Here is a 19,015-nt window from a genome sequence, read left to right as displayed (position 1 = left end):
TGGGTAGATCGATAATAGTCACCGGATAATACTGACAGGATGGCTGCGATGATACCGAAAAAAATTAAACTGAATCTTGAGGAGGGTTGCCTGTTACTGGAATACGACGATGGTAGCCACTTCACACTGAGTGGGGAATATTTGCGGGTTCATTCGCCGAGTGCAGAAGTTCGCGGGCACGGCAAGGGGCGAGGAACACTGCAGTCGGGAAAACGCAATGTCCGTATTACCCATGTGGCCCCTTCGGGGAATTACGCCCTGCAGGTGACTTTCAGTGATGGTCACGACAGCGGTATTTTCACCTGGGATTATCTGCGTGATCTAGCCATCAACTATCAGAATTACTGGCAGGAATATCTTTCTGCGCTGGAGGCCGCCGGCGAATTTCGCGAACCGGACCGTCAGATAATCAAGTTGATCAGTCCCACCAGACATTAGGCTTTGCTGAATCGCCACGCGGCAAACCGGCTTTGAAACCCGCTCTTCAGTCAGCACTCCCTGATTCACCGGTTTGTGTCGCGGGTATGGGACGACCTCCCCGGAACCGCATGCCACATGCTCGACATTGATATTCCGGCAACTGGCAGGGCAATCCGGGGGTTTCAGTCAAGCCCCTCCGCCCACAAACGCTACAGGCCATGGCCAGTTGTCTTTCAATCACCATGATGAATACTTTCCAGACAATATAACCGACCCCCAGTACAAGCATGGCACCCACTGTGGAGGCAAGGTACAACGCCAGGGCAATGCTCAGCGTGATTACCAGCAGGAATGCTGCCGCCAGATATTTAAGCCTGCGGCGCTCCATGGCTGTCAACTCACTCTGTAATTGCTCCATAACTACCAAGTTACCTGTCCCGAGAAAACTGATTTTTTAGATCAGAGAAACCGTTGCGCCAAACGGGTTGCCCAACGCCACAGACGACACTAACCTGTTGTCCAACAAACAATTGCTCATTGCGCACCCGGTTCTTTGTGACAGCTAACCGGGCAACACACGTTGGCGGATCTAAATATGTATTTGTCCCATTCACCATCAACGACCTGTCAATTAATAGCAGTATGGCTGAAAGTGGCATTGATCGCTGCACTGTTGCCCTGCTCCGGGATAGCCTTCGCGGAAGTAAAGCGAATCGAGGTTGGCCATTTCTCCGCCGGCCAACTCGACCAGTGGCACACCAAGGCGTTTGCCACAAAAACCGACTATCAACTGGTTGTCGATGACGGCCAACAGGTACTGCTCGCTGACAGCCAGGCCAGTGCCTCGGGCCTGTTCCGGGAAATCGCAATAGACCTGAAGCAGACGCCATTGCTGAGCTGGTCCTGGAAAGTGGACAATCTGCTCAGTGGCCATAACGAACGCAGCAAGGCTGGTGATGATTACCCGGCGCGACTCTATGTGGTGTTTTCCGGTGGGCTCATGTTCTGGCGCACCCGCGCCATCAATTATGTCTGGTCGAGCAACCAGCCCGCGGGTAGCGAATGGCCCAACGCCTTCACTTCAAATGCCCGGATGATCGCTGTCCGGGGTGGTCACGGGTTGCAGGGTCAATGGGTACAGGAACAACGGGATGTACTGGCCGATTATCGGCGTCTGTTCGGCGAGGAACCGGGTGAGATCGCGGCCGTCGCCCTGATGACCGATACCGACAACACGGGGCTTCGCGCCCGGGCATGGTATGGCGACATCTGGTTTTCAGCGGACTAGATATTGGCAGCTTTTGCCAGAGTCTCCCGGAAATCCGGATGCGCGATGGCAATCAACCGTTCTGCCCGTTCGCGAAGGCTGCGACCATGCAAGTGGGCAACACCATATTCCGTCACAATGAAATCCACCTGGGCGCGCGAGGTCACCACACCCGCACCGTCGGCCAGATGGCTGACGATACGTGATTGACTGCCCGAGAGCGCGGTGGCAGGCATTGCAATAATCGAGCGCCCACCCTCTGAAAGCTGGGAACCGGTAACAAAATCCACCTGCCCGCCAAAACCCGAATAAACCTTGCCCCCAATGGAATCGGCACAAACCTGACCGGACAGGTCAATCTGAATCGCACTGTTGATCGATACCACCTGGGGGTTTTTGCGGATGACTGCCGGGTTGTTGACATACTCGACATCGAGAAACAGCACCTCTGTGTTATCCGCGATAAAGTCGTACAGCGCATCGGACCCCAGAATAAAGCTGGTGACCATTTTGCCCGGCTGAATCACCTTGTTGCTGTTGTCGATAACACCAGAGGCCACCAGTGGCAGTACACCACTGGAAAACATTTCTGTATGAATGCCCAGGTGTCGATGACTACCGAGGTGTGCCAGCACCGCATCCGGTATCGCACCGATGCCCATTTGCAGGCAATCGCCATCGCGAATCAACTCTGCCACATGACCACCAATCTGCAGGTGTTCATCTTTTGGCCGTGATGGCGGAAAGCTGGGGATCTCACTGTCGATCTCCACAACGAAGTCGATGGATCTCAATGAAATGGCCGCATCACCATGGGTGCGGGGCATCTGCGGGTTGATCTGGGCGATCACAGTTTTTGCCATGTTGCAAGCTGCCAGAGTCGCCTCCACCGAAACACCGAGGGAGCAATTGCCGTGACGATCCGGGGGTGACACCTGAATCAGGGCGACATCGATGGGCTGGCGACCACTGCGCAGCAGTTTGGGGATTTCCGAAAGGAATATCGGCACATAATCTGCCTTGCCGGTATTCACCAGCTCCCGCGTGCTGTGACTGACGAAATAACAGCGATTGCGCAAATGCCCTTCGAGTTGCGGCTGGCAGACTGCTTCTGCATGCTCCAGATGAAGCTGGAGCAGCGTGACGTTTTCGAGATTCAACACATGTATCGCCAGGGCCTCCAACAACCTGTAGGGTGTTGCCGCCATGGAATGACACCAGACCCTGTCGCCGGATTTGATCGGTGCCAATGCCTCTTCCACTGTTCTGCAAGTAACTGCCATTGTTATAACTTCTCCAGATATGTATCAGTCTGCAAGTAAGTGCTGCCACATCACTTGAATACAGGCAGTATTCTGATACATCGGGCCAGACTTTGCTCGCGCTACAAAAAATAATTCTCCAGAACCGGTTCGGTTACACTTCCCCAAACTGGCCATCGCAACTACTCAATCAACCCGAACTGCGTCCTGGAGTGATCTCAGATATTTTATGGAAAACGAAACCTGGTACCAACGCACCTACGAAAACACATTATCCGAGCTGGATTGTACGCCCCAGGGCTTGAGCACAAGAGAAGCCGAGAGCAGGACCGCCCGCTTTGGCCACAACCGCCTGCCGAAACCCCAACGACGCGGCCCGGTCATGCGATTTCTTGTGCATTTTCACAACGTGTTGATTTATGTCCTGCTCGGCTCAGCAGTGATTACATCATTGCTCGGCCACCTGATTGATACAGCTGTCATCCTGGCCGTCGTGATCATCAATGCCCTGATCGGTTTCATTCAGGAGGGCAAGGCCGAGAAGGCCATGGATGCCATCAGTCGGATGCTGTCACCGAATGCTTCGGTATTGCGGGATGGTGAGCGACACAGCATCCCCGCCGAGCGGCTGGTACCTGGAGATATCGTATTACTGGAGCCCGGCGACAAGGTGCCAGCGGACTTGCGTCTTATCAAGACCCATGGTTTGCAAATACAGGAGGCTATTCTTACTGGCGAATCCCTACCTGTGGAAAAGCAGACTGCGGCCATCACGCAGGAAGTCCCTCTGGGCGATCGCAGTTGCATGGCATTCAGTGGAACGTTGGTGACCAGTGGTCAGGGCAAAGGGGTGGTTACAGCCATTGCCGGCAGTACCGAGATAGGTCATATCAGCGGCCTGCTCTCCACTGTGGAAACACTGACAACGCCTCTCGTGGCCCAGATGGCGACTTTCTCAAAGTGGCTCACCGCAATGATACTCGCCGTTGCCAGCCTTATACTGGCCTTAGGTGTCTTTATTCAACACCAGGCTTTTGACGCACTCTTCATGGCGGTAGTCAGTGTGACCGTGGCCGCCATACCGGAAGGCCTGCCAGCAGTATTGACCATCACCCTGGCTATCGGCGTTCAAACCATGGCCAGGAGAAATGCCATTGTACGTCGCTTGCCAGCGATAGAAACCATAGGGTCTGTATCCGTCATCTGCACGGATAAAACCGGCACCCTGACTCGAAACGAGATGAATATCACGACTGTTGTTATCCAGCACAGGTTGCTGGCAGTCGATGGTGAAGGTTATACGCCCTCTGGCAAGGTTCATGTAGATGAGATCGCCATCAGCCAGGAGGATCATCCGGTACTCACAAAAATGGGCAGAACGGCGGCACTTTGCAACGACAGTGCCCTGCATGAAAAAGAGAAAAGCTGGAGTATAGAGGGAGACCCCATGGAGGCGGCGCTACTGGCCTTTTCAGGCAGGACCGGCATTGATCGGCATGTCGAACAGGGCCTTTGGACAAGAACGGATACCATTCCCTTTGATGCCAAGCATCGCTTTATGGCAACCCTCAATCATAACCATGAGGGGAAGGCGGCTATTTTTGTCAAAGGTGCCCCCGAACAGATCCTCGCCATGTGCAGTCACGAGTACACCCAGTCAGGTGATATCGTGTCACTCGAGCGAGATCAATGGCATCAGAGCAGTACAGAGCTGGCGGCAAAAGGGCTGCGTGTGCTGGCCCTTGCCGTCAAGGATGTCAAACCGCAACACCTTTTACTGGAAATGACGGATGTAAAGGACGGGCTTACCTTGCTCGGTCTGGTAGGTTTGATGGATCCGCCCTGCTCGGGCGCTATTACTGCTGTGGCCGAGTGTCATCAGGCCGGTATTCAGGTAAAGATGATCACCGGCGACCATGCGGGTACTGCCGCCGCCATAGCCCGGCAGATTGGGCTGGAAAATCCGGACAGGATATTGACTGGCGTGGACCTCGATCAAATGACCGACACTGAGCTGGCATCTGCTGTGGTCGATACGGATGTTTTTGCCCGCACCAGCCCCGAGCACAAATTGCGGCTGGTTATGGCACTGCAGGCCCAGGGCAAGGTTGTTGCCATGACCGGGGATGGCGTCAACGATGCCCCGGCCCTGAAACGGGCCAATGTCGGCATTGCCATGGGGCAAAAAGGCAGTGAAGCCGCAAAAGAGGCGGCCGAGCTGGTACTGGCAGATGACAATTTCGCCTCCATCGTGGCCGCTGTCCGCGAAGGAAGGACCGTCTACGACAACATAAAAAAGGTCATCAGCTGGACACTGCCCACCAATGTCGGCGAAGCAATGCCTATTGTGATAGCGCTGTTATTGGGGATGGCATTGCCCATCACACCCATTCAGATTCTCTGGGTAAATCTGATCACGGCTGTCACACTGGGTATCGCCCTGGCTTTTGAACCGACAGAAGAAAATACCATGCACCTTCCACCTCGCCCCCAGGGTACACCGCTACTGAGCGGCATCTGGGTATGGCAGATTCTGTTACTCTGCAGCCTGTTCGTATGTGGGGTCTTTGGTATTTACACTTATGCCATTGATCGTGGCTATAATATTGCCCTGGCCCAGACCATGGCAATGAATACATTGGTTGTCATGGAGATATTCAGCCTGTTCTTCATTCGCAACATTTACGGCGCATCATTGACCTGGCGGGCTGTGCGCGGCACAAAAGCAATATGGACCGCAGTCATCCTGGTGACGCTGGCTCAATTTTCGATCACTTACGTCCCAGTCCTGCAGGCAATTTTCAATACTGAGCCGGTATCTGTGACGGAGGGTCTGCTGATTGTCGCCATTGGCCTCGCCGTATTTGTTATTCTGGAAATTGAAAAGCAACTTCGGTTAAATCTGACAAAGGCAAAGCTCAGCTGACTTATGTGAAAAGCTCATAAGACTACCCATGAATTCGAGAATCCAATACCATAGTTTGATCTACTGAAACAACAACCAGAAACAAGGCCGGTGAACCGATCCGGAAAAACCATTGATCTGCCCAGCAAAGCACAGGTCACTGTCCGAATTGTGGGCATTGTCTCAGGCGCCGAGTTTCTGGTGATGGCAGCACTGTACGCCCTTTCCCCCTCAATCTCCGTCTTTCAGGAAGCCACCCTGAATGCTTTTTCTCTGGTCTTTTTATCCACTCCCATTATCTATTTCTGGGTGGTCAAGCCCTTCGTCAAGGCACATAACGACACACTGCATCAGATCCAGTATATGGCTTGCCTCGACCCTCTTACCCAACTGGCCAACCGCAGACTTATTTATCAGCATCTGGAAAAAACCCTGGCCGGCTCAGTGCGCCATAATGTTTTTGGTGGCCTGATGGTGCTGGACCTGGATGGCTTTAAGCCGATCAATGACAAGTTCGGCCATGAGGCTGGTGATGCCATATTGGTGGAAATTGCCAAACGACTGAAATCCATTACCCACACTGAGGACATTGTCGGGCGACTGGGCGGGGATGAATTCATCGTCATCCTCGGCAACCTGGGCCCGGACTCTGTTGTTGCCCAGAAAAAAGTGGAGATGATTGCGCAGCGACTGATCAACACTATTAGTGCACCCTTTTCGTTTGACGGCAAGGAACTCAGGGTCTCTACCAGTATCGGGATACGGTTTCTCGATGCAGACGCGACTGCACAGATAGGCCATCTCATCAACGATGCCGACAGCGCTATGTATCTTGCAAAAAAAAGGGGGCAAAGGTTGCGCCGTTTTCCACAGAGAGGACACCGCCAGGGAAGCTGCCTGATGGGACGGTCGGCCACACTGTCACGGGGCTGTCACTGGTATATCCATAATCTGTCATATTGATTCAATAAGCTGGTCGAAAAGGAGAAGCCAGCCCATGCTCAATATCGAACTCTTTATCCAGGATCGCTACCCCGGCTTCTACCAGCGCCACCCCAGACTAGTTCGCCCCATCATCCGGGTACTGAGGATGCTGTTTCGGGAGCAGAATTTTCAGCAATTCGAGCAGGATTATCCCCATCTTCAGGGCTTCGATTTTGTTGAACAGGTACTGGATTACTTCGACTTCCGCTATACCGTGCGCGACCACGAGCGGCACCGTATTCCGACCCAGGGCCGGGTGGTCATCATTGCCAATCACCCCATCGGCTCACTGGACGGTCTGGTGCTGCTGAAACTGGTGAGAGAAGCGCGCCCGGATGCAAAGGTAGTGGCCAACGAACTGTTGTTCACCATCAAGCCCTTGCACAACCTGCTTCTGCCAGTGGACAACATGGGCGGAAACACTACGCGCCAGAACCTGAACGCCATTCGCGAACACCTGGACAGGGAAGGCGCGGTGATTATCTTTCCCGCCGGCGAGGTATCCCGTCTCGGCCCCCAGGGTATCCGCGATGGTGAATGGCGCAACGGTTTCCTGCGCATGGCGATCAACAGCAAGGCGCCTATACTGCCGTTATTCGTGGATGGTCGTAATTCGGCACTGTTCTACAGCGTGTCACTCGTTGCCAAACCCCTCTCCACCCTGCTGCTGGTGAGAGAGATGTTCAAACAGGCACGAAACTGTGTGGATATTCGTATCGGCGAACCGATCAGCTACGACTGTTACCAGCGCATCAACGTGCCACTAAGGGAAAAAAGTAAACTCTTCAAGCGTCATCTCTACCGTATCGGTCAAAACAAAAAGGGAATCTTCAATACCGTCAGTGCCATCGCTCACCCGGAAAACCGGGCGTTGCTGCGCGAAGCGATCAAACAATGCGAACGGCTCGGCAGCACCGGTGACGGCAAGCAGATTTACCTGTACCGCTACCAGCCCGATTCACTGATCATGCGCGAAGTCGGTAGACTGCGGGAAATCGCTTTCCGGGCAGTAGGGGAAGGTACCGGCAGCCGCCGCGATATCGACGGTTACGATCACCACTATTTCCACCTGCTGCTGTGGGACGAAGAAGAACTGGAAATCGCCGGCGCCTACCGGTTCTGTGATGCTTCAGTTTGCCAGGACAACCTGGGGCGGGGGCAGCTCTACTCGGCAGAATTGTTTGATTACACCCCTGCCATGAAACCCTACCTGGCACAGGGGCTGGAACTGGGCCGCAGCTTCGTGCAACCCAAATACTGGGGCCGCCGCAGCCTGGACTACCTGTGGTACGGTATTGGCGCCTTTCTGCGCAAAAACCCTCACTACCGCTACTTGTTTGGACCGGTGACGCTGAGTAACAGTTATCCCGAATGGGCCATGGAAATGCTGGTATATTTTTACAGTCATCACTACCCCAGCCCGCAAAACCTCGCAGAGCCGATGCTGCCCTACCGAATCAACCAGGAACGTCTGACCGAGCTGGCCATAAAATTTCCCGGTGTGGATCAACGGGAGGAGTTCACCCAGCTGAAAAGCGAGCTGGCCCACATGAACCTCAGCGTACCCACCCTGTTCAAGCAGTACACCGAGGTCTGTCAGCCGGGCGGTGTAGAGTTTGCCGGTTTCAATATCGATCCGGCCTTTGCCAACTGTGTGGATGGTCTTATTGTCGTCGATCTGGCGCGCCTCAAACCCGCCAGGCGGGAGCGTTATATCGGCTGACATGCATTACAACAGCATTTCCCAGCGCATCACTAATATGCCTTGAGACCGTCTGCCGGAGGGACACCTCGCCGGTGTCGGTGTACAATATCGGCCTTTACCGATCCGGCGTTGGGCCATGACTGACAACAAAACGACTCACTTCGGTTTCAAAACCGTCCCCGTGCAGGAAAAAGCCGCTCACGTCGCTGATGTGTTTCACTCCGTGGCTGGCAAATACGACCTGATGAATGACCTGATGTCGGGGGGCATCCACCGGCTATGGAAACGCTACACCATCGAGTTGTCCGGGGTGAGAAGCGGCCAGCGGGTGCTGGATATCGCCGGTGGAACCGGCGACTTGACTGCCAGATTTTCACGACTGGTGGGGCCCACCGGTGAAGTAGTACTGGCCGATATCAATGACTCCATGCTCAAAGTGGGCCGCAACAAACTGACGGACCGCGGTACAGCGGGCAACATCCGTTATGCTCAGGCCGATGCCCAGCATCTGCCCTTTCCGGACAATACCTTTGACTGCATTACCATCGCCTTCGGCCTGCGCAATGTCACCGACAAGGATCAGGCACTGCAATCCATGCTTCGGGTGCTGAAACCCGGTGGCAGATTACTGGTGCTCGAGTTTTCTAAGCCCACCAGTGGTCTGCTGGGCAAGGTATACGACTTTTATTCGTTCAACCTGCTGCCAAGAATAGGCCAGTTGGTCGCCAATGATGCCGAGAGCTACCAGTATCTGGCAGAGTCGATTCGTATGCACCCGGATCAGGAAACCCTCAAGGCGATGATGGCAGACGCAGGTTTCGTCAACACCGAGTTCCACAATATGACCGGTGGCATTGTCGCTCTACACCGGGGCTTCAAACCCTGATGTTTGATTTTCTGAAACGCAATCCACTACTGGCACTGCACGGCTCTGCCTTGATGGCTGTGGAAACAGCTGTCAACAGTGCCTTGAAGTACGATCCCGCCACGCAAAAAGCCATTGGTGAAGTCAGCGGTCAGGCTCTTGAAATCAACTGTACCCTGCCGCCACTGAGCTTCTACGTAATTTTTGAAGAAGACCGTATCAGCCTGCTTTCCCGTTACGACGGAGCGGCAAATACCACCCTGCGGGGAACCGCCCTGTCGCTGGCAGCACTGGCGACAAACGGCGAGGACAAAGTCTCCTTTTACGGCACGGGCGTCGAAGTACAGGGCGACCACGATTTGCTGCGGCAGATACGCAGGATTCTCAAACACCTGGATGTGGACTGGGAGGCCGCACTGGCGAAACTGATTGGTGATGTACCCGCGCACCTGGTGGGAGAGTCCCTGCGCAGGGCAACGGTCTGGCAAACACAGGCAGCAGAGCGGGCCAGCACTGCTGCCGCCGAATTCGCCCAGGAGGAAATACGACTGACCCCCAGTGCCAAAGAGGTGGCTCATTTCAGAACGCAGATTCGCCAACTGAGTACGGATGTGGACCGGCTGGCTGCCCGCATCCACAAATTCAGTCTCAAGCTAGACTCCCAACCCCGGAACAGCGACTAGCCATGTCAAGAATCCGTCGGCTCAGCACGATCCTGCGCACCACCATTCGTTACCGGTTGGACACCTTTCTCGAGGCAGACAGACTGCCCTGGGGAGTCAGGTTTCTGCTCAAGCTGAATCGACTGTTACCCGAACCCAAACAACCGCGCGGTGAACGCTTGCGGCAAGCACTGGAAGACCTCGGGCCGATTTTCATCAAGTTCGGTCAACTACTGTCTACCCGGCCAGACCTGATTCCACCGGATATCTGCCAACAACTGGACAGACTGCAGGACAATGTATCCCCTTTCGACAAAGCCCATTTCGTCGCCATTGTCGAGCAGGCGCTGGAGGACAGTGTCGACAACCTGTTTCTACACTTTGATCGAGAGCCCCTGGCCTCCGCCTCCGTGGCACAGGTCCACGCAGCGACACTGCACAACGGGCGGGAAGTCGTCGTCAAGGCCATTCGGCCCGGTATCGAAAAAACCATTGACCAGGATATCAGGCTGCTGTTCACCATGGCCCGGTGGCTCGAAACCAATACCGTGGATGGCCGGAGAATGCGCTTAACCGAGGTGGTCAGCGACTACAGGAACACCATTCTCGATGAACTCAATCTGCAACGGGAAGGCGCCAATGCCTCCATGTTGCGACGCAATTTTGATCGCTCCCCGCTGCTCTACGTACCCGAGGTATTCTGGTCACACACCAATGAAAAAGTCCTGGTGATGGAGCGCATTTACGCAATACCGGTCACGGATATCGTCACCCTCCAACAGCACGGGACCAATTTCAAAGTGCTCGCCGAACGGGGGGTGGAAATCTTTTTTACCCAGGTATTCGAGCACAACTTTTTTCATGCCGACATGCATCCCGGCAATATATTTGTCGATCCGGAGGACCCGCAACAACCGAAATACCTGGCGGTGGACTGCGCCATTATGGGCACCCTGACCGAGGCCGATCAGTATTATCTGGCCCGCAATCTACTGGCCATCTTCCGCCGCGACTATCAACAGGTGGCAGAACTCCATGTCCTGTCGGGCTGGGTTCCGGAGGGCACCAATGTGGGTGAGTTTGCCGCTGCCATCCGCACCGTCTGCGAACCCATCTTCGAGCGCCCCCTGCGCGAAATCTCTTTTGGTCTGCTGTTGGTCAACCTGTTCCGCACCGCCCGGCGTTTCGATATGGAAGTACAGCCATCGCTGGTATTGCTGCAAAAAACCCTGCTCAATATCGAGGGCCTGGGTCGACAACTGTATCCGAACCTCGACCTGTGGGCCACGGCTCACCCCTTTCTGGAGCGCTGGCTGAAGGAGCGATTCAAGCCCAATGCCCTGATGGAACAGCTTAAACGCCACGGCCCGGAATGGCTGGAACAGTTTCCCCAGGTACCTCAGCTGGTCTTTCAGACTCTGGAGCGATTACAGGCGAAAGAGGCCGGCCTGAAGCAAATTCCTGCCAGTGTCCCGGTCAGATCCGGGCGGCGGCGAACTCTGATTGGCGCAGCGCTGCTGGGCATCGGCCTGGGCAGCGCCTTTCCCGAATGGACGGAAACACTCCGGCAAATGCCCGTCGGCAGTTTGGTTCTGGCAGCACTCGGTGTGCTGTTATTGATAGTGCGCTGACGGTCGTCCTGAAAAATCCGTATTGCCGATCCAACTACAACTGTCATAATGGCCGCCATGACTGACTTTCTCGACCAAATCACCTGGAACGACGATGGCCTGATGCCCGCCGTTGCGCAGGACGCCGAAACGGGCCGCATTCTGATGGTGGCCTGGATGAACCGGGAGGCGCTGTCACTGACAGTCTCGGAAAAGCGCGCTGTCTACTGGTCCCGTTCGCGTCACAAACTGTGGCGCAAGGGTGAAGAGTCCGGGCACATTCAGCGCGTCAGGGAAATCCGTCTGGACTGCGATGGCGATGTTATCGTGTTACAGGTTGAGCAGCTTGGTGGAATTGCCTGCCATACGGGGCGCACATCCTGTTTTTATCGTGTCCTGAAGGACGGACAGTGGCACACGGTGGACCCCGTTATCAAAGATCCCAGAGACATTTATTCATGAGCAGTTGCCGTGACGACATATTGACTCGATTAAGCCAGATACTGGAAGATCGTAAAGGCCATTCGCATCAGGAGTCCTATGTGGCCAGCCTGCATCACAAGGGTCTGAATAAAATCCTTGAGAAGGTCGGTGAAGAGTGTATTGAAACCATTCTGGCCGCCAAGGATGCAGCGGCTACCAATGACAACAGCAAAGTGATTTATGAAACCGCAGACCTTTGGTTTCACTCGCTGGTAATGCTGTCTCATCTAGGTGAAGGCCCTGAATCGGTTCTCGGGGAGCTGGAACGACGCTTTAATCTCTCGGGCCTCGAAGAGAAAGCGCAACGCAATTCAACCTGATTGACAAGAGAGAGACTTATGGGCTTCGGCTGGCAGGAACTGTTAATTATTCTCATTATCGTGGCGCTGATTTTTGGCACCAAAAAACTTCGTGGTATCGGTACAGATATCGGCGGTGCCGTCAAGGGGTTCAAGGAATCCATGTCCGGTAATGCCGACAAGAGCCCAAAAACCCTCGACGATGGAAAAGTGGGCAATACTCTAATGAATGCCGATGACAGCGCCGCGTCGGTCAGCGAAAAGAAAACCACAGACCAGTAAAAGCATGACAACACTCTGCCGGATATTGCCGTATGTTTGATATTGGCTTTGCCGAACTGTTAGTCATCGCCGTCGTGGCTCTGGTTGTCATGGGCCCGGAACGGCTGCCCCAGACACTGCGGACTCTGGGCTTGTGGATTGGCCGGATACGGCAGACATTTTCTTCCCTCCGGCAGGAACTCGAAAATGAAGTCGGCATGGATGATATCCGACGGCAGCTGCACAATGAAAAACTGATGCGCGGCCTGAAAAACGCCAAAGCGGAAATCGAAGACCTGCCCAATCCACAGGACACCAAATCCGATACCGATCAGCCGTTGGTCGAGACAACCAGGGCGGCCGACGAAACCAAACCATGAGCGAAGAAAAACTTCTGAATCAACCCTTTATTGGCCATATCATCGAATTGCGCAATCGTCTGCTGCGCTGTGTCATTGCGGTGCTGTTGTTTTTTCTCGGGCTTTTTTCTTTCAGTAACGAACTCTATCTATATATCTCGGAACCCCTCAGGTTGCACCTGCCCGCCACGTCATCAATGATAGCCACTGACGTTGCATCACCTTTTCTCACACCCTTCAAATTGACGCTGGTACTGTCAATTTTTGCCGCCATGCCATTTATTCTCTATCAGGTATGGGCCTTTGTTGCCCCCGGACTTTACCAGCGTGAAAAGAAAATTGTGTTACCGCTGTTTTTTTCCAGCGTTCTGCTGTTCTACGGTGGCATGGCCTTCGCCTACTACGTGGTATTTCCGCTGGTTTTCATGTTCTTTACCAGCGTCGGCCCAGAGGGTGTGGCCGTCATGACGGATATTCGCAGCTACCTGGATTTCGTCCTGAAGCTGTTTTTTGCCTTTGGCATCAGTTTTGAAATCCCCATCGGCGTGGTGATTCTCACCTGGATGGGGATCATAGAACCGGACAACCTGGCGAAAAAGCGCCCCTATGTGTTTGTGCTCTGCTTTGTGTTCGGCATGCTGCTCACTCCTCCGGATATTCTTTCCCAGGTTCTACTCGCCATACCCATGTGGCTACTATTTGAAGTGGGTATCCTGTTTGGCAGGCTCATTAAACCACGCTCGACTACCGAGAATAACAACCACCCCTGATCCACATCACTGCCCCATCATTAATGCACCATTAACGCCACCTCCGAGGCAAAAACAGTGCATGATTTCTGCCCTCCTTTATCGTCAATATTCTCAAAAAAACAACAAAAAATTTTATATTTCAATGTGTTAAGTCTATTTAATGGGTTGGCATCTATTATGCATTCATATAAATAGCCAATAGCCACCCCAAAAGCGCCTGCTTGCCGGGTAGAGGCAACAAATGAAGTTCCAGGTAATGAAGCCTGCCGAATCACTTGTTTAAACAGTGGTCCGACAGGCTTTTTTATTGAACGGACAACGAATGGTCACCATAGCCTCAAACAGCCATCGCAATGACAGTTATCGTGAATCTGCTGATATCAGCACCCGATAGCTGGTAGACGAGCCGCACAATGACATCGATGTGATTGTCATAGGCGCAGGCCCTGTCGGCATGCGATTTACCCACGACCTGCTTGCCAGAAAACCGCAACTGACCGTCCATCTGTTTGGTGATGAAGCCTGCAAACCCTATAACCGGATTCAGCTCTCGGCACTATTGGCAGGTGAGATTCACCGGGACGATATTGATCTACCACTGCCAACGCTCTGCAGTCACCCCAATTTCCGGTTTACCAGCGCCGCCATCGTGGAGATTGACCGTGAAAGGAAAACGGTTACCGATGCGACCGGCAGCTATTTTCAGTATCACAGGCTGGTGCTGGCCACCGGGGCCCGCGCTCATATTCCCAATATTCCCGGCACAGAACGACAGGGGGTCTTCAGCTTTCGCAGTCTCAAAGATACAGAGAGCCTGTATGCACGAATTCTCCGCTCCCGGCATATTGTCGTGGTTGGTGGGGGCCTGCTGGGGCTGGAGGCTGCCAAGGGTCTGCTCAAATTCAACACCAGAGTCACCGTGGTTCAGCAGATTTCACGGTTGATGAACCGGCGGCAGCGCTTCTCGAAGCCGAAGTCCGCGCACTCGGTATCGAGGTTATCACCAATGCCGGCGTTCCCTCTGTGGAGGGCTTTGAACATGTCACCGGGGTCATCACCCGTGACGGCGATACGATTTCCTGTGATACCGTGTTGTTCTGTACCGGCATCACACCGAACCTCGAATTGGCGAGAAAAGCCCGTATCCCGGTCGGTACCGGCATTCTGGTCAATGACCAGATGAGGACATCGGACCCCGACATTTTTGCCATTGGTGAGTGCTGTGAACACCAGGGCATCACCTATGGACTGGTCAACCCCGGTTACGAACAGGCCGCGGTAACGGCGGAGATCATTGCCAGCGAACCGCAGCAAAACCTGCCGCGCTATCTGGGATCCATGGCCGTCAGCCACCTCAAAGTGGTCGGCACTGATGTCTGCAGTCTCGGGGAAATCAGTGAATTGCCCAGCAGACCTTTCCAGAGAGAACTGCAATATTTTGACAAGTCGAACGGCGCCTATCGCAAACTGGTGCTGCTCAGGGGCAAGATCATCGGTGCGGTAGCCATTGGCAACTGGCCGGAATCCCGGCGCGTTCAGGAGGCCTATCAGCATGCGCGAAAAATTCGATTCTGGCACCTGCTCCATTTTTATCTGACCGGCACCTTATGGGGCAAGGGCAGTAGCGATATTGCCAATTGGCCCAGTGGCACCATCATCTGCCAGTGCAACAATATTAGTCGCGGCGAACTTTCCAGTGCAATCGCCACCAATGGCAGCACACTGCTCCAGCTGCAGGATTGCACCCGGGCCGGCACCGTCTGCGGCTCGTGCAAACCCCTGCTGCAACAGCTTTTGGGCGTTGTCGGTATGGAGAGGGAATCCGGAGCCACCATCCTCACTGTCGGTGCAGCACTGGCCATCGCACTGGTAACACTGATCGCCCTCTGGCCGGAGGCAGAGGTAGCCGACAGCGTCCAGCAGCAGGGCTGGTTCGAGGGCATCTGGAATGACAAATTCTGGAAACAGGTCACCGGCTTCACCCTGCTGGGACTGACAGCCATCGGTTTACTAATGTCACTGCGCAAACGCCTGTCCTGGCGCTGGATGGGCAAGTTTTCCGGATGGCGTCTCATCCATGCCTCACTGGGTGTGCTGTGCTGTATCACTCTGGTGCTGCACAGCGGTTTTCACCTGGGATCCAACCTCAATCAATTGCTGATCATTAATTTTCTGGCGGTACTACTGATGGGTGCCTTTACCAGTGGCGCCATTGGCCTGGGTCACAAACTGCGAACAGGTACCGCTCAGGGTACAAGAAAGTCTATGCAGTGGCTGCACATCGTTGTGTCATGGCCCCTGCCTGTGCTGTTGGCTTTCCATATCCTCACCGTGTATTACTACTGATGCCGGGGTCGGTGCGTTGAAAAAGTTCATCTGGGCCAGCTGGGTTCTTGTCATGCTGGCGGTAGCAGGTTACTACGGCTACGTCCTGCTGGAAGCCGACAACAAAGAAGCACTCCTGATTGGCGAGGCCAGTCACGGCCACTTCCAGATCGAACTGGCCTACAGCGGTTGTCATACCGAGGCCTTTGGTGGCCCCGAGCTGATTCAGGAAGCCTGTGTCAGCTGCCATGGTGCCGAACTGGCCGAGGCCAATGACACGCACCCAAAAAAGAAATTTACCGACCCGCGCAATGCTGACCGGCTCAGCGTGGTAGACGCCCGCTACTGTGTCAGCTGTCATACCGAGCACCGCAAAGAAATCACCGCCCCGATGGGAGTGACCCTGCCGGCCGATTATTGTTTTCACTGCCACATCGATGTCGGCGATGACCGGGAGAGCCATCAGGATCTGGCCTTTGACAGCTGTGCCAGCGCAGGCTGTCACAACTATTACGACAACCGGGCACTCTTTGAAGATTTTCTCGTCGATAACCACACAGGTCCCTGGCTGAAAGAAATGGCTCGCCTGACCAATCCCAACGGGGCCGCCATTCTGGCCAGCAAACGCATACCCGAACAACAGCCGGCATTCCCCGGGCAGAAAGCGGCCCACCCCGACATTCACCACGAATGGTCTGGTAGCAGCCATGCCGATGCGGGCGTGGATTGCGGTGGCTGTCATAGCGACACCGGTTCAAATGAGTGGATTGAGAAGCCGGGCATCGAACAATGCCAAAGCTGCCATATCGACGAAGCTGACAGCTTCAAATCCGGCAAACACGGCATGCGACTGGCTCAGTCCCTGCCCGCTATCCGCCCCGCCGATTCTAAGATGTCTTTCAAGGAGACAGCGATGTCCCTGCAACAGGGTTGCAACAGCTGTCACAGTGCACACCGGACAGACACCCTGTTTGCCGCCAGCGAAGCCTGCCTGACCTGCCACAACGATGAACACTCACTGGGGTTTGAGGCATCGCCTCACGGACAGCTGTTAAGTCAGGCAATCGCCGGTGTGATTCCTGTGGAACAGGCCGTCAGCTGTGCCACCTGTCATATGCCGAGAGAGGAGAACATTGTGAATGGAGAGACCCTGGTACAGGTCAATCACAACCAGAACCATAACCTGCGTCCCAATGAAAAGATGATCCGGCCGGTTTGCATGCAGTGCCACAACCTCGGCTTCTCCATTGATGCCCTGGCCGACCCGACACTGATCAACAACAACTTCAATGGCAAACCGGCAACTCATATTCCATCCATCGACTGGTCGCTCAAACGGGTGATCGACTGATGCCATTCACCGCTGAAAATACCACCAACCACCCTACCTACCATTACTCTGAAAACACGAGGAATTCACCATGCAACACATCAAGAAAATCGCCCTGATCACCACATTAGTCTCTGGCAGCCTGGTTATTGCTGCCTGTAATGAAGCGCCGCCCGCAACAGCTGGTATCGCCCCAAAACTCTACACCGACTCCCTGTTTGCGGTGATGAATGCAGACCGGGCCAACTACACCAAATTGATCATTCAACGCCTGGGGCCCAATGGCGCGGGCGCCATCAAACCCGATGAACACTGGAAGGAAATAGAGAACGGCGCATTATTGCCAGCCCAGATGTTTCGGGCGGGCTCGGAAGCAGTCGCAGAAGTCACCGATGAATTCACCTACTCACTGCAATCCCTGTGGCCAATCAACAAGCAGAATGCACCCAAGACACCCCTGGAAGAAGAGGGCTTGCAATACACCGTGGACAATCCCGGTGAAAATTTCTACGGCGAGGAAAAACTGGGTGACGTGACCTACTTTACCGCGGTGTACCCCGATGTCGCTGTCTCTCCAGCCTGTACAACCTGCCATAACGAACACAAGGACTCTCCCAAAACCGACTTTGATATCGGCGACGTGATGGGTGGTGTCGTGATCCGTGTTCCCCTTTAACTGACCGGATTTTTTCGACCCTGGTGACCCATATGCTTAACAAGTTATGTATGATCGCCACCGCTGTTTTTTGTCTCGGCCTGTCGGCCTGTTCCGACAGGCCTGATTCATCCGTTGACAGCGGCACACCTGCCAGGGTGGCTGAACCTTCAGCCCACCCTGGCGAACCACTGGTGAAAGCCAATTGTCGCGTCTGCCATGCATCGGGGATCAATGGTGCACCGATCATCGGCAACCCCAAAATGTGGGCCTCCAAGATCAGTCAGGGAGAGAAAACCCTTGTTCAACACGCCATTGAAGGCTACGGACTGATGCCCGCCCGCGGCGGCTCCGAATTGACTGACCAACAAATGGCACAGGCGGTCAGCTATATGCTGTCGCAGCTGACCACCGAACCGCAATAGAGGATATATCCATGACACCCGAACAAATACACGCCTGCAAAACCTCCTGGGCCAAGGTGGAACCGATTGCCGACACCGCCGCTTCCCTGTTCTAGAATAATCTGTTTACGGCTGATCCGAGTCTGAAGCACCTGTTCAAGGGAGACATGCAGGCACAGGACAAAAAGCTGATGGAAATGATCGGCGCTGCGGTGCGTATGCTCGATCGGCTCGACGAACTGGTGCCCATTGTGGAAGCCATGGGCAGGCGCCATCTCGCCTACGGCGTTGAAGATGCCCACTATGACACTGTCGGTAGTGCGTTGATAGAAACCTTACAGACCGGCCTTGGCGACAATTTTACCGATGATGTCAGGGACGCCTGGCTGGCTGCTTATGGAATCCTCGCATCCACCATGATTGCGGCGGCTCACAGGGAAGCGTCAGCCTGACCCGAAAGGCAAAGC

20 protein-coding genes and 1 pseudogene are annotated in these 19,015 nt (G+C 54.4%); 19 read left to right on the top strand and 2 right to left on the bottom strand.

The genetic code is table 11. The features are described from left to right. Positions 1–48: 48 nt before the first annotated feature. Positions 49–438, top strand: coding sequence for a gamma-butyrobetaine hydroxylase-like domain-containing protein (locus ACTF5G_RS02805; protein WP_438951301.1), 390 nt, complete (start codon positions 49–51; stop codon positions 436–438). Between the two features lie 46 nt (positions 439–484). Here the strand turns inward: ACTF5G_RS02805 and ACTF5G_RS02800 are convergent, their stop codons facing one another. After that, complete coding sequence (locus tag ACTF5G_RS02800; protein ID WP_438951300.1) at positions 485–838, bottom strand: hypothetical protein; 354 nt, start codon at positions 836–838, stop codon at positions 485–487. Positions 839–1,072: 234 nt separating this feature from the next. On the opposite strand from ACTF5G_RS02800, the gene ACTF5G_RS02795 reads away from it, so the two are divergent. After that, positions 1,073–1,708 carry a DUF3047 domain-containing protein gene (locus tag ACTF5G_RS02795; protein ID WP_438951299.1) on the top strand — a complete coding sequence of 212 codons (636 nt, stop codon included), beginning with the start codon at positions 1,073–1,075 and terminating at the stop codon, positions 1,706–1,708. Here the strand turns inward: ACTF5G_RS02795 and ACTF5G_RS02790 are convergent. After that, entirely contained in the window at positions 1,705–2,970 is a 1,266-nt protein-coding gene (locus tag ACTF5G_RS02790) for an acetyl-CoA hydrolase/transferase family protein (RefSeq protein WP_438951298.1), read from the bottom strand. The genes ACTF5G_RS02795 and ACTF5G_RS02790 overlap by 4 nt on opposite strands. Positions 2,971–3,178: 208 nt before the next feature. On the opposite strand from ACTF5G_RS02790, the gene ACTF5G_RS02785 reads away from it, so the two are divergent. The 17 genes and pseudogenes from ACTF5G_RS02785 (at position 3,179) to ACTF5G_RS02705 (ending at position 19,000) form a co-directional block, all read left to right on the top strand. Next, complete coding sequence (locus ACTF5G_RS02785) at positions 3,179–5,875, top strand: cation-transporting P-type ATPase (protein WP_438951297.1); 2,697 nt, start codon at positions 3,179–3,181, stop codon at positions 5,873–5,875. Positions 5,876–5,965: 90 nt separating this feature from the next. Beyond that, complete coding sequence (locus tag ACTF5G_RS02780; protein WP_438951296.1) at positions 5,966–6,817, top strand: diguanylate cyclase domain-containing protein; 852 nt, start codon at positions 5,966–5,968, stop codon at positions 6,815–6,817. 34 nt (positions 6,818–6,851) lie between these two features. After that, on the top strand, positions 6,852–8,561 hold the full coding sequence (locus ACTF5G_RS02775; RefSeq protein WP_438951295.1) for a GNAT family N-acyltransferase: 1,710 nt from the start codon (positions 6,852–6,854) through the stop codon (positions 8,559–8,561). A 118-nt stretch (positions 8,562–8,679) separates the two neighbouring features. Continuing rightward, complete coding sequence (gene ubiE / locus ACTF5G_RS02770) at positions 8,680–9,429, top strand: bifunctional demethylmenaquinone methyltransferase/2-methoxy-6-polyprenyl-1,4-benzoquinol methylase UbiE (RefSeq protein WP_438951294.1); 750 nt, start codon at positions 8,680–8,682, stop codon at positions 9,427–9,429. Further along, a complete protein-coding gene (locus ACTF5G_RS02765) occupies positions 9,429–10,091 on the top strand; it encodes a ubiquinone biosynthesis accessory factor UbiJ (protein ID WP_438951293.1) in 663 nt (220 codons plus the stop codon). Before ubiE ends, ACTF5G_RS02765 begins: the two co-directional genes overlap by 1 nt. A 2-nt stretch (positions 10,092–10,093) precedes the next feature. After that, positions 10,094–11,701 carry a ubiquinone biosynthesis regulatory protein kinase UbiB gene (gene ubiB, locus ACTF5G_RS02760; protein WP_438951292.1) on the top strand — a complete coding sequence of 536 codons (1,608 nt, stop codon included), beginning with the start codon at positions 10,094–10,096 and terminating at the stop codon, positions 11,699–11,701. 57 nt (positions 11,702–11,758) lie between these two features. Next, positions 11,759–12,142 carry a phosphoribosyl-AMP cyclohydrolase gene (gene hisI, locus ACTF5G_RS02755; protein ID WP_438951332.1) on the top strand — a complete coding sequence of 128 codons (384 nt, stop codon included), beginning with the start codon at positions 11,759–11,761 and terminating at the stop codon, positions 12,140–12,142. Then, on the top strand, positions 12,139–12,483 hold the full coding sequence (locus ACTF5G_RS02750; RefSeq protein WP_438951291.1) for a phosphoribosyl-ATP diphosphatase: 345 nt from the start codon (positions 12,139–12,141) through the stop codon (positions 12,481–12,483). The genes hisI and ACTF5G_RS02750 overlap by 4 nt, the downstream gene beginning before the upstream one ends. 18 nt (positions 12,484–12,501) lie before the next feature. Next, positions 12,502–12,744, top strand: coding sequence for a twin-arginine translocase TatA/TatE family subunit (gene tatA / locus ACTF5G_RS02745; protein WP_438951290.1), 243 nt, complete (start codon positions 12,502–12,504; stop codon positions 12,742–12,744). Between the two features lie 32 nt (positions 12,745–12,776). Continuing rightward, entirely contained in the window at positions 12,777–13,103 is a 327-nt protein-coding gene (gene tatB, locus ACTF5G_RS02740) for a Sec-independent protein translocase protein TatB (RefSeq protein ID WP_438951289.1), read from the top strand. After that, positions 13,100–13,852, top strand: coding sequence for a twin-arginine translocase subunit TatC (tatC, locus tag ACTF5G_RS02735; protein ID WP_438951288.1), 753 nt, complete (start codon positions 13,100–13,102; stop codon positions 13,850–13,852). The genes tatB and tatC overlap by 4 nt, the downstream gene beginning before the upstream one ends. 436 nt (positions 13,853–14,288) lie before the next feature. Then, positions 14,289–15,016 (top strand): annotated as a pseudogene (locus ACTF5G_RS02730) (NAD(P)/FAD-dependent oxidoreductase); the annotation flags it as partial. After that, positions 15,014–16,180 (top strand): (2Fe-2S)-binding protein, encoded by a 1,167-nt coding sequence (locus ACTF5G_RS02725; protein WP_438951331.1) that lies wholly within the window; start codon positions 15,014–15,016, stop codon positions 16,178–16,180. The pseudogene ACTF5G_RS02730 and the gene ACTF5G_RS02725, both read left to right, overlap by 3 nt. A gap of 16 nt (positions 16,181–16,196) precedes the next feature. Continuing rightward, a complete protein-coding gene (locus ACTF5G_RS02720; RefSeq protein WP_438951287.1) occupies positions 16,197–17,510 on the top strand; it encodes a cytochrome c3 family protein in 1,314 nt (437 codons plus the stop codon). 70 nt (positions 17,511–17,580) lie between these two features. Then, a complete protein-coding gene (locus ACTF5G_RS02715; RefSeq protein ID WP_438951286.1) occupies positions 17,581–18,165 on the top strand; it encodes a Tll0287-like domain-containing protein in 585 nt (194 codons plus the stop codon). 32 nt (positions 18,166–18,197) lie between these two features. Further along, positions 18,198–18,569: a c-type cytochrome gene (locus ACTF5G_RS02710; RefSeq protein WP_438951285.1), complete on the top strand. Its 372-nt coding sequence runs from the start codon at positions 18,198–18,200 to the stop codon at positions 18,567–18,569. 101 nt (positions 18,570–18,670) lie between these two features. Continuing rightward, on the top strand, positions 18,671–19,000 hold the full coding sequence (locus tag ACTF5G_RS02705; RefSeq protein WP_438951330.1) for a globin domain-containing protein: 330 nt from the start codon (positions 18,671–18,673) through the stop codon (positions 18,998–19,000). The last annotated feature ends 15 nt before the right edge of the window (positions 19,001–19,015 follow it).

This window comes from Porticoccus sp. (assembly GCF_965660005.1).
Classification (GTDB): Bacteria; Pseudomonadota; Gammaproteobacteria; order Pseudomonadales; family Porticoccaceae; genus Porticoccus.
The sequence above is the reverse complement of the archived record's forward strand: the minus strand, read 5'-3'. Positions and strand labels throughout refer to the sequence as shown.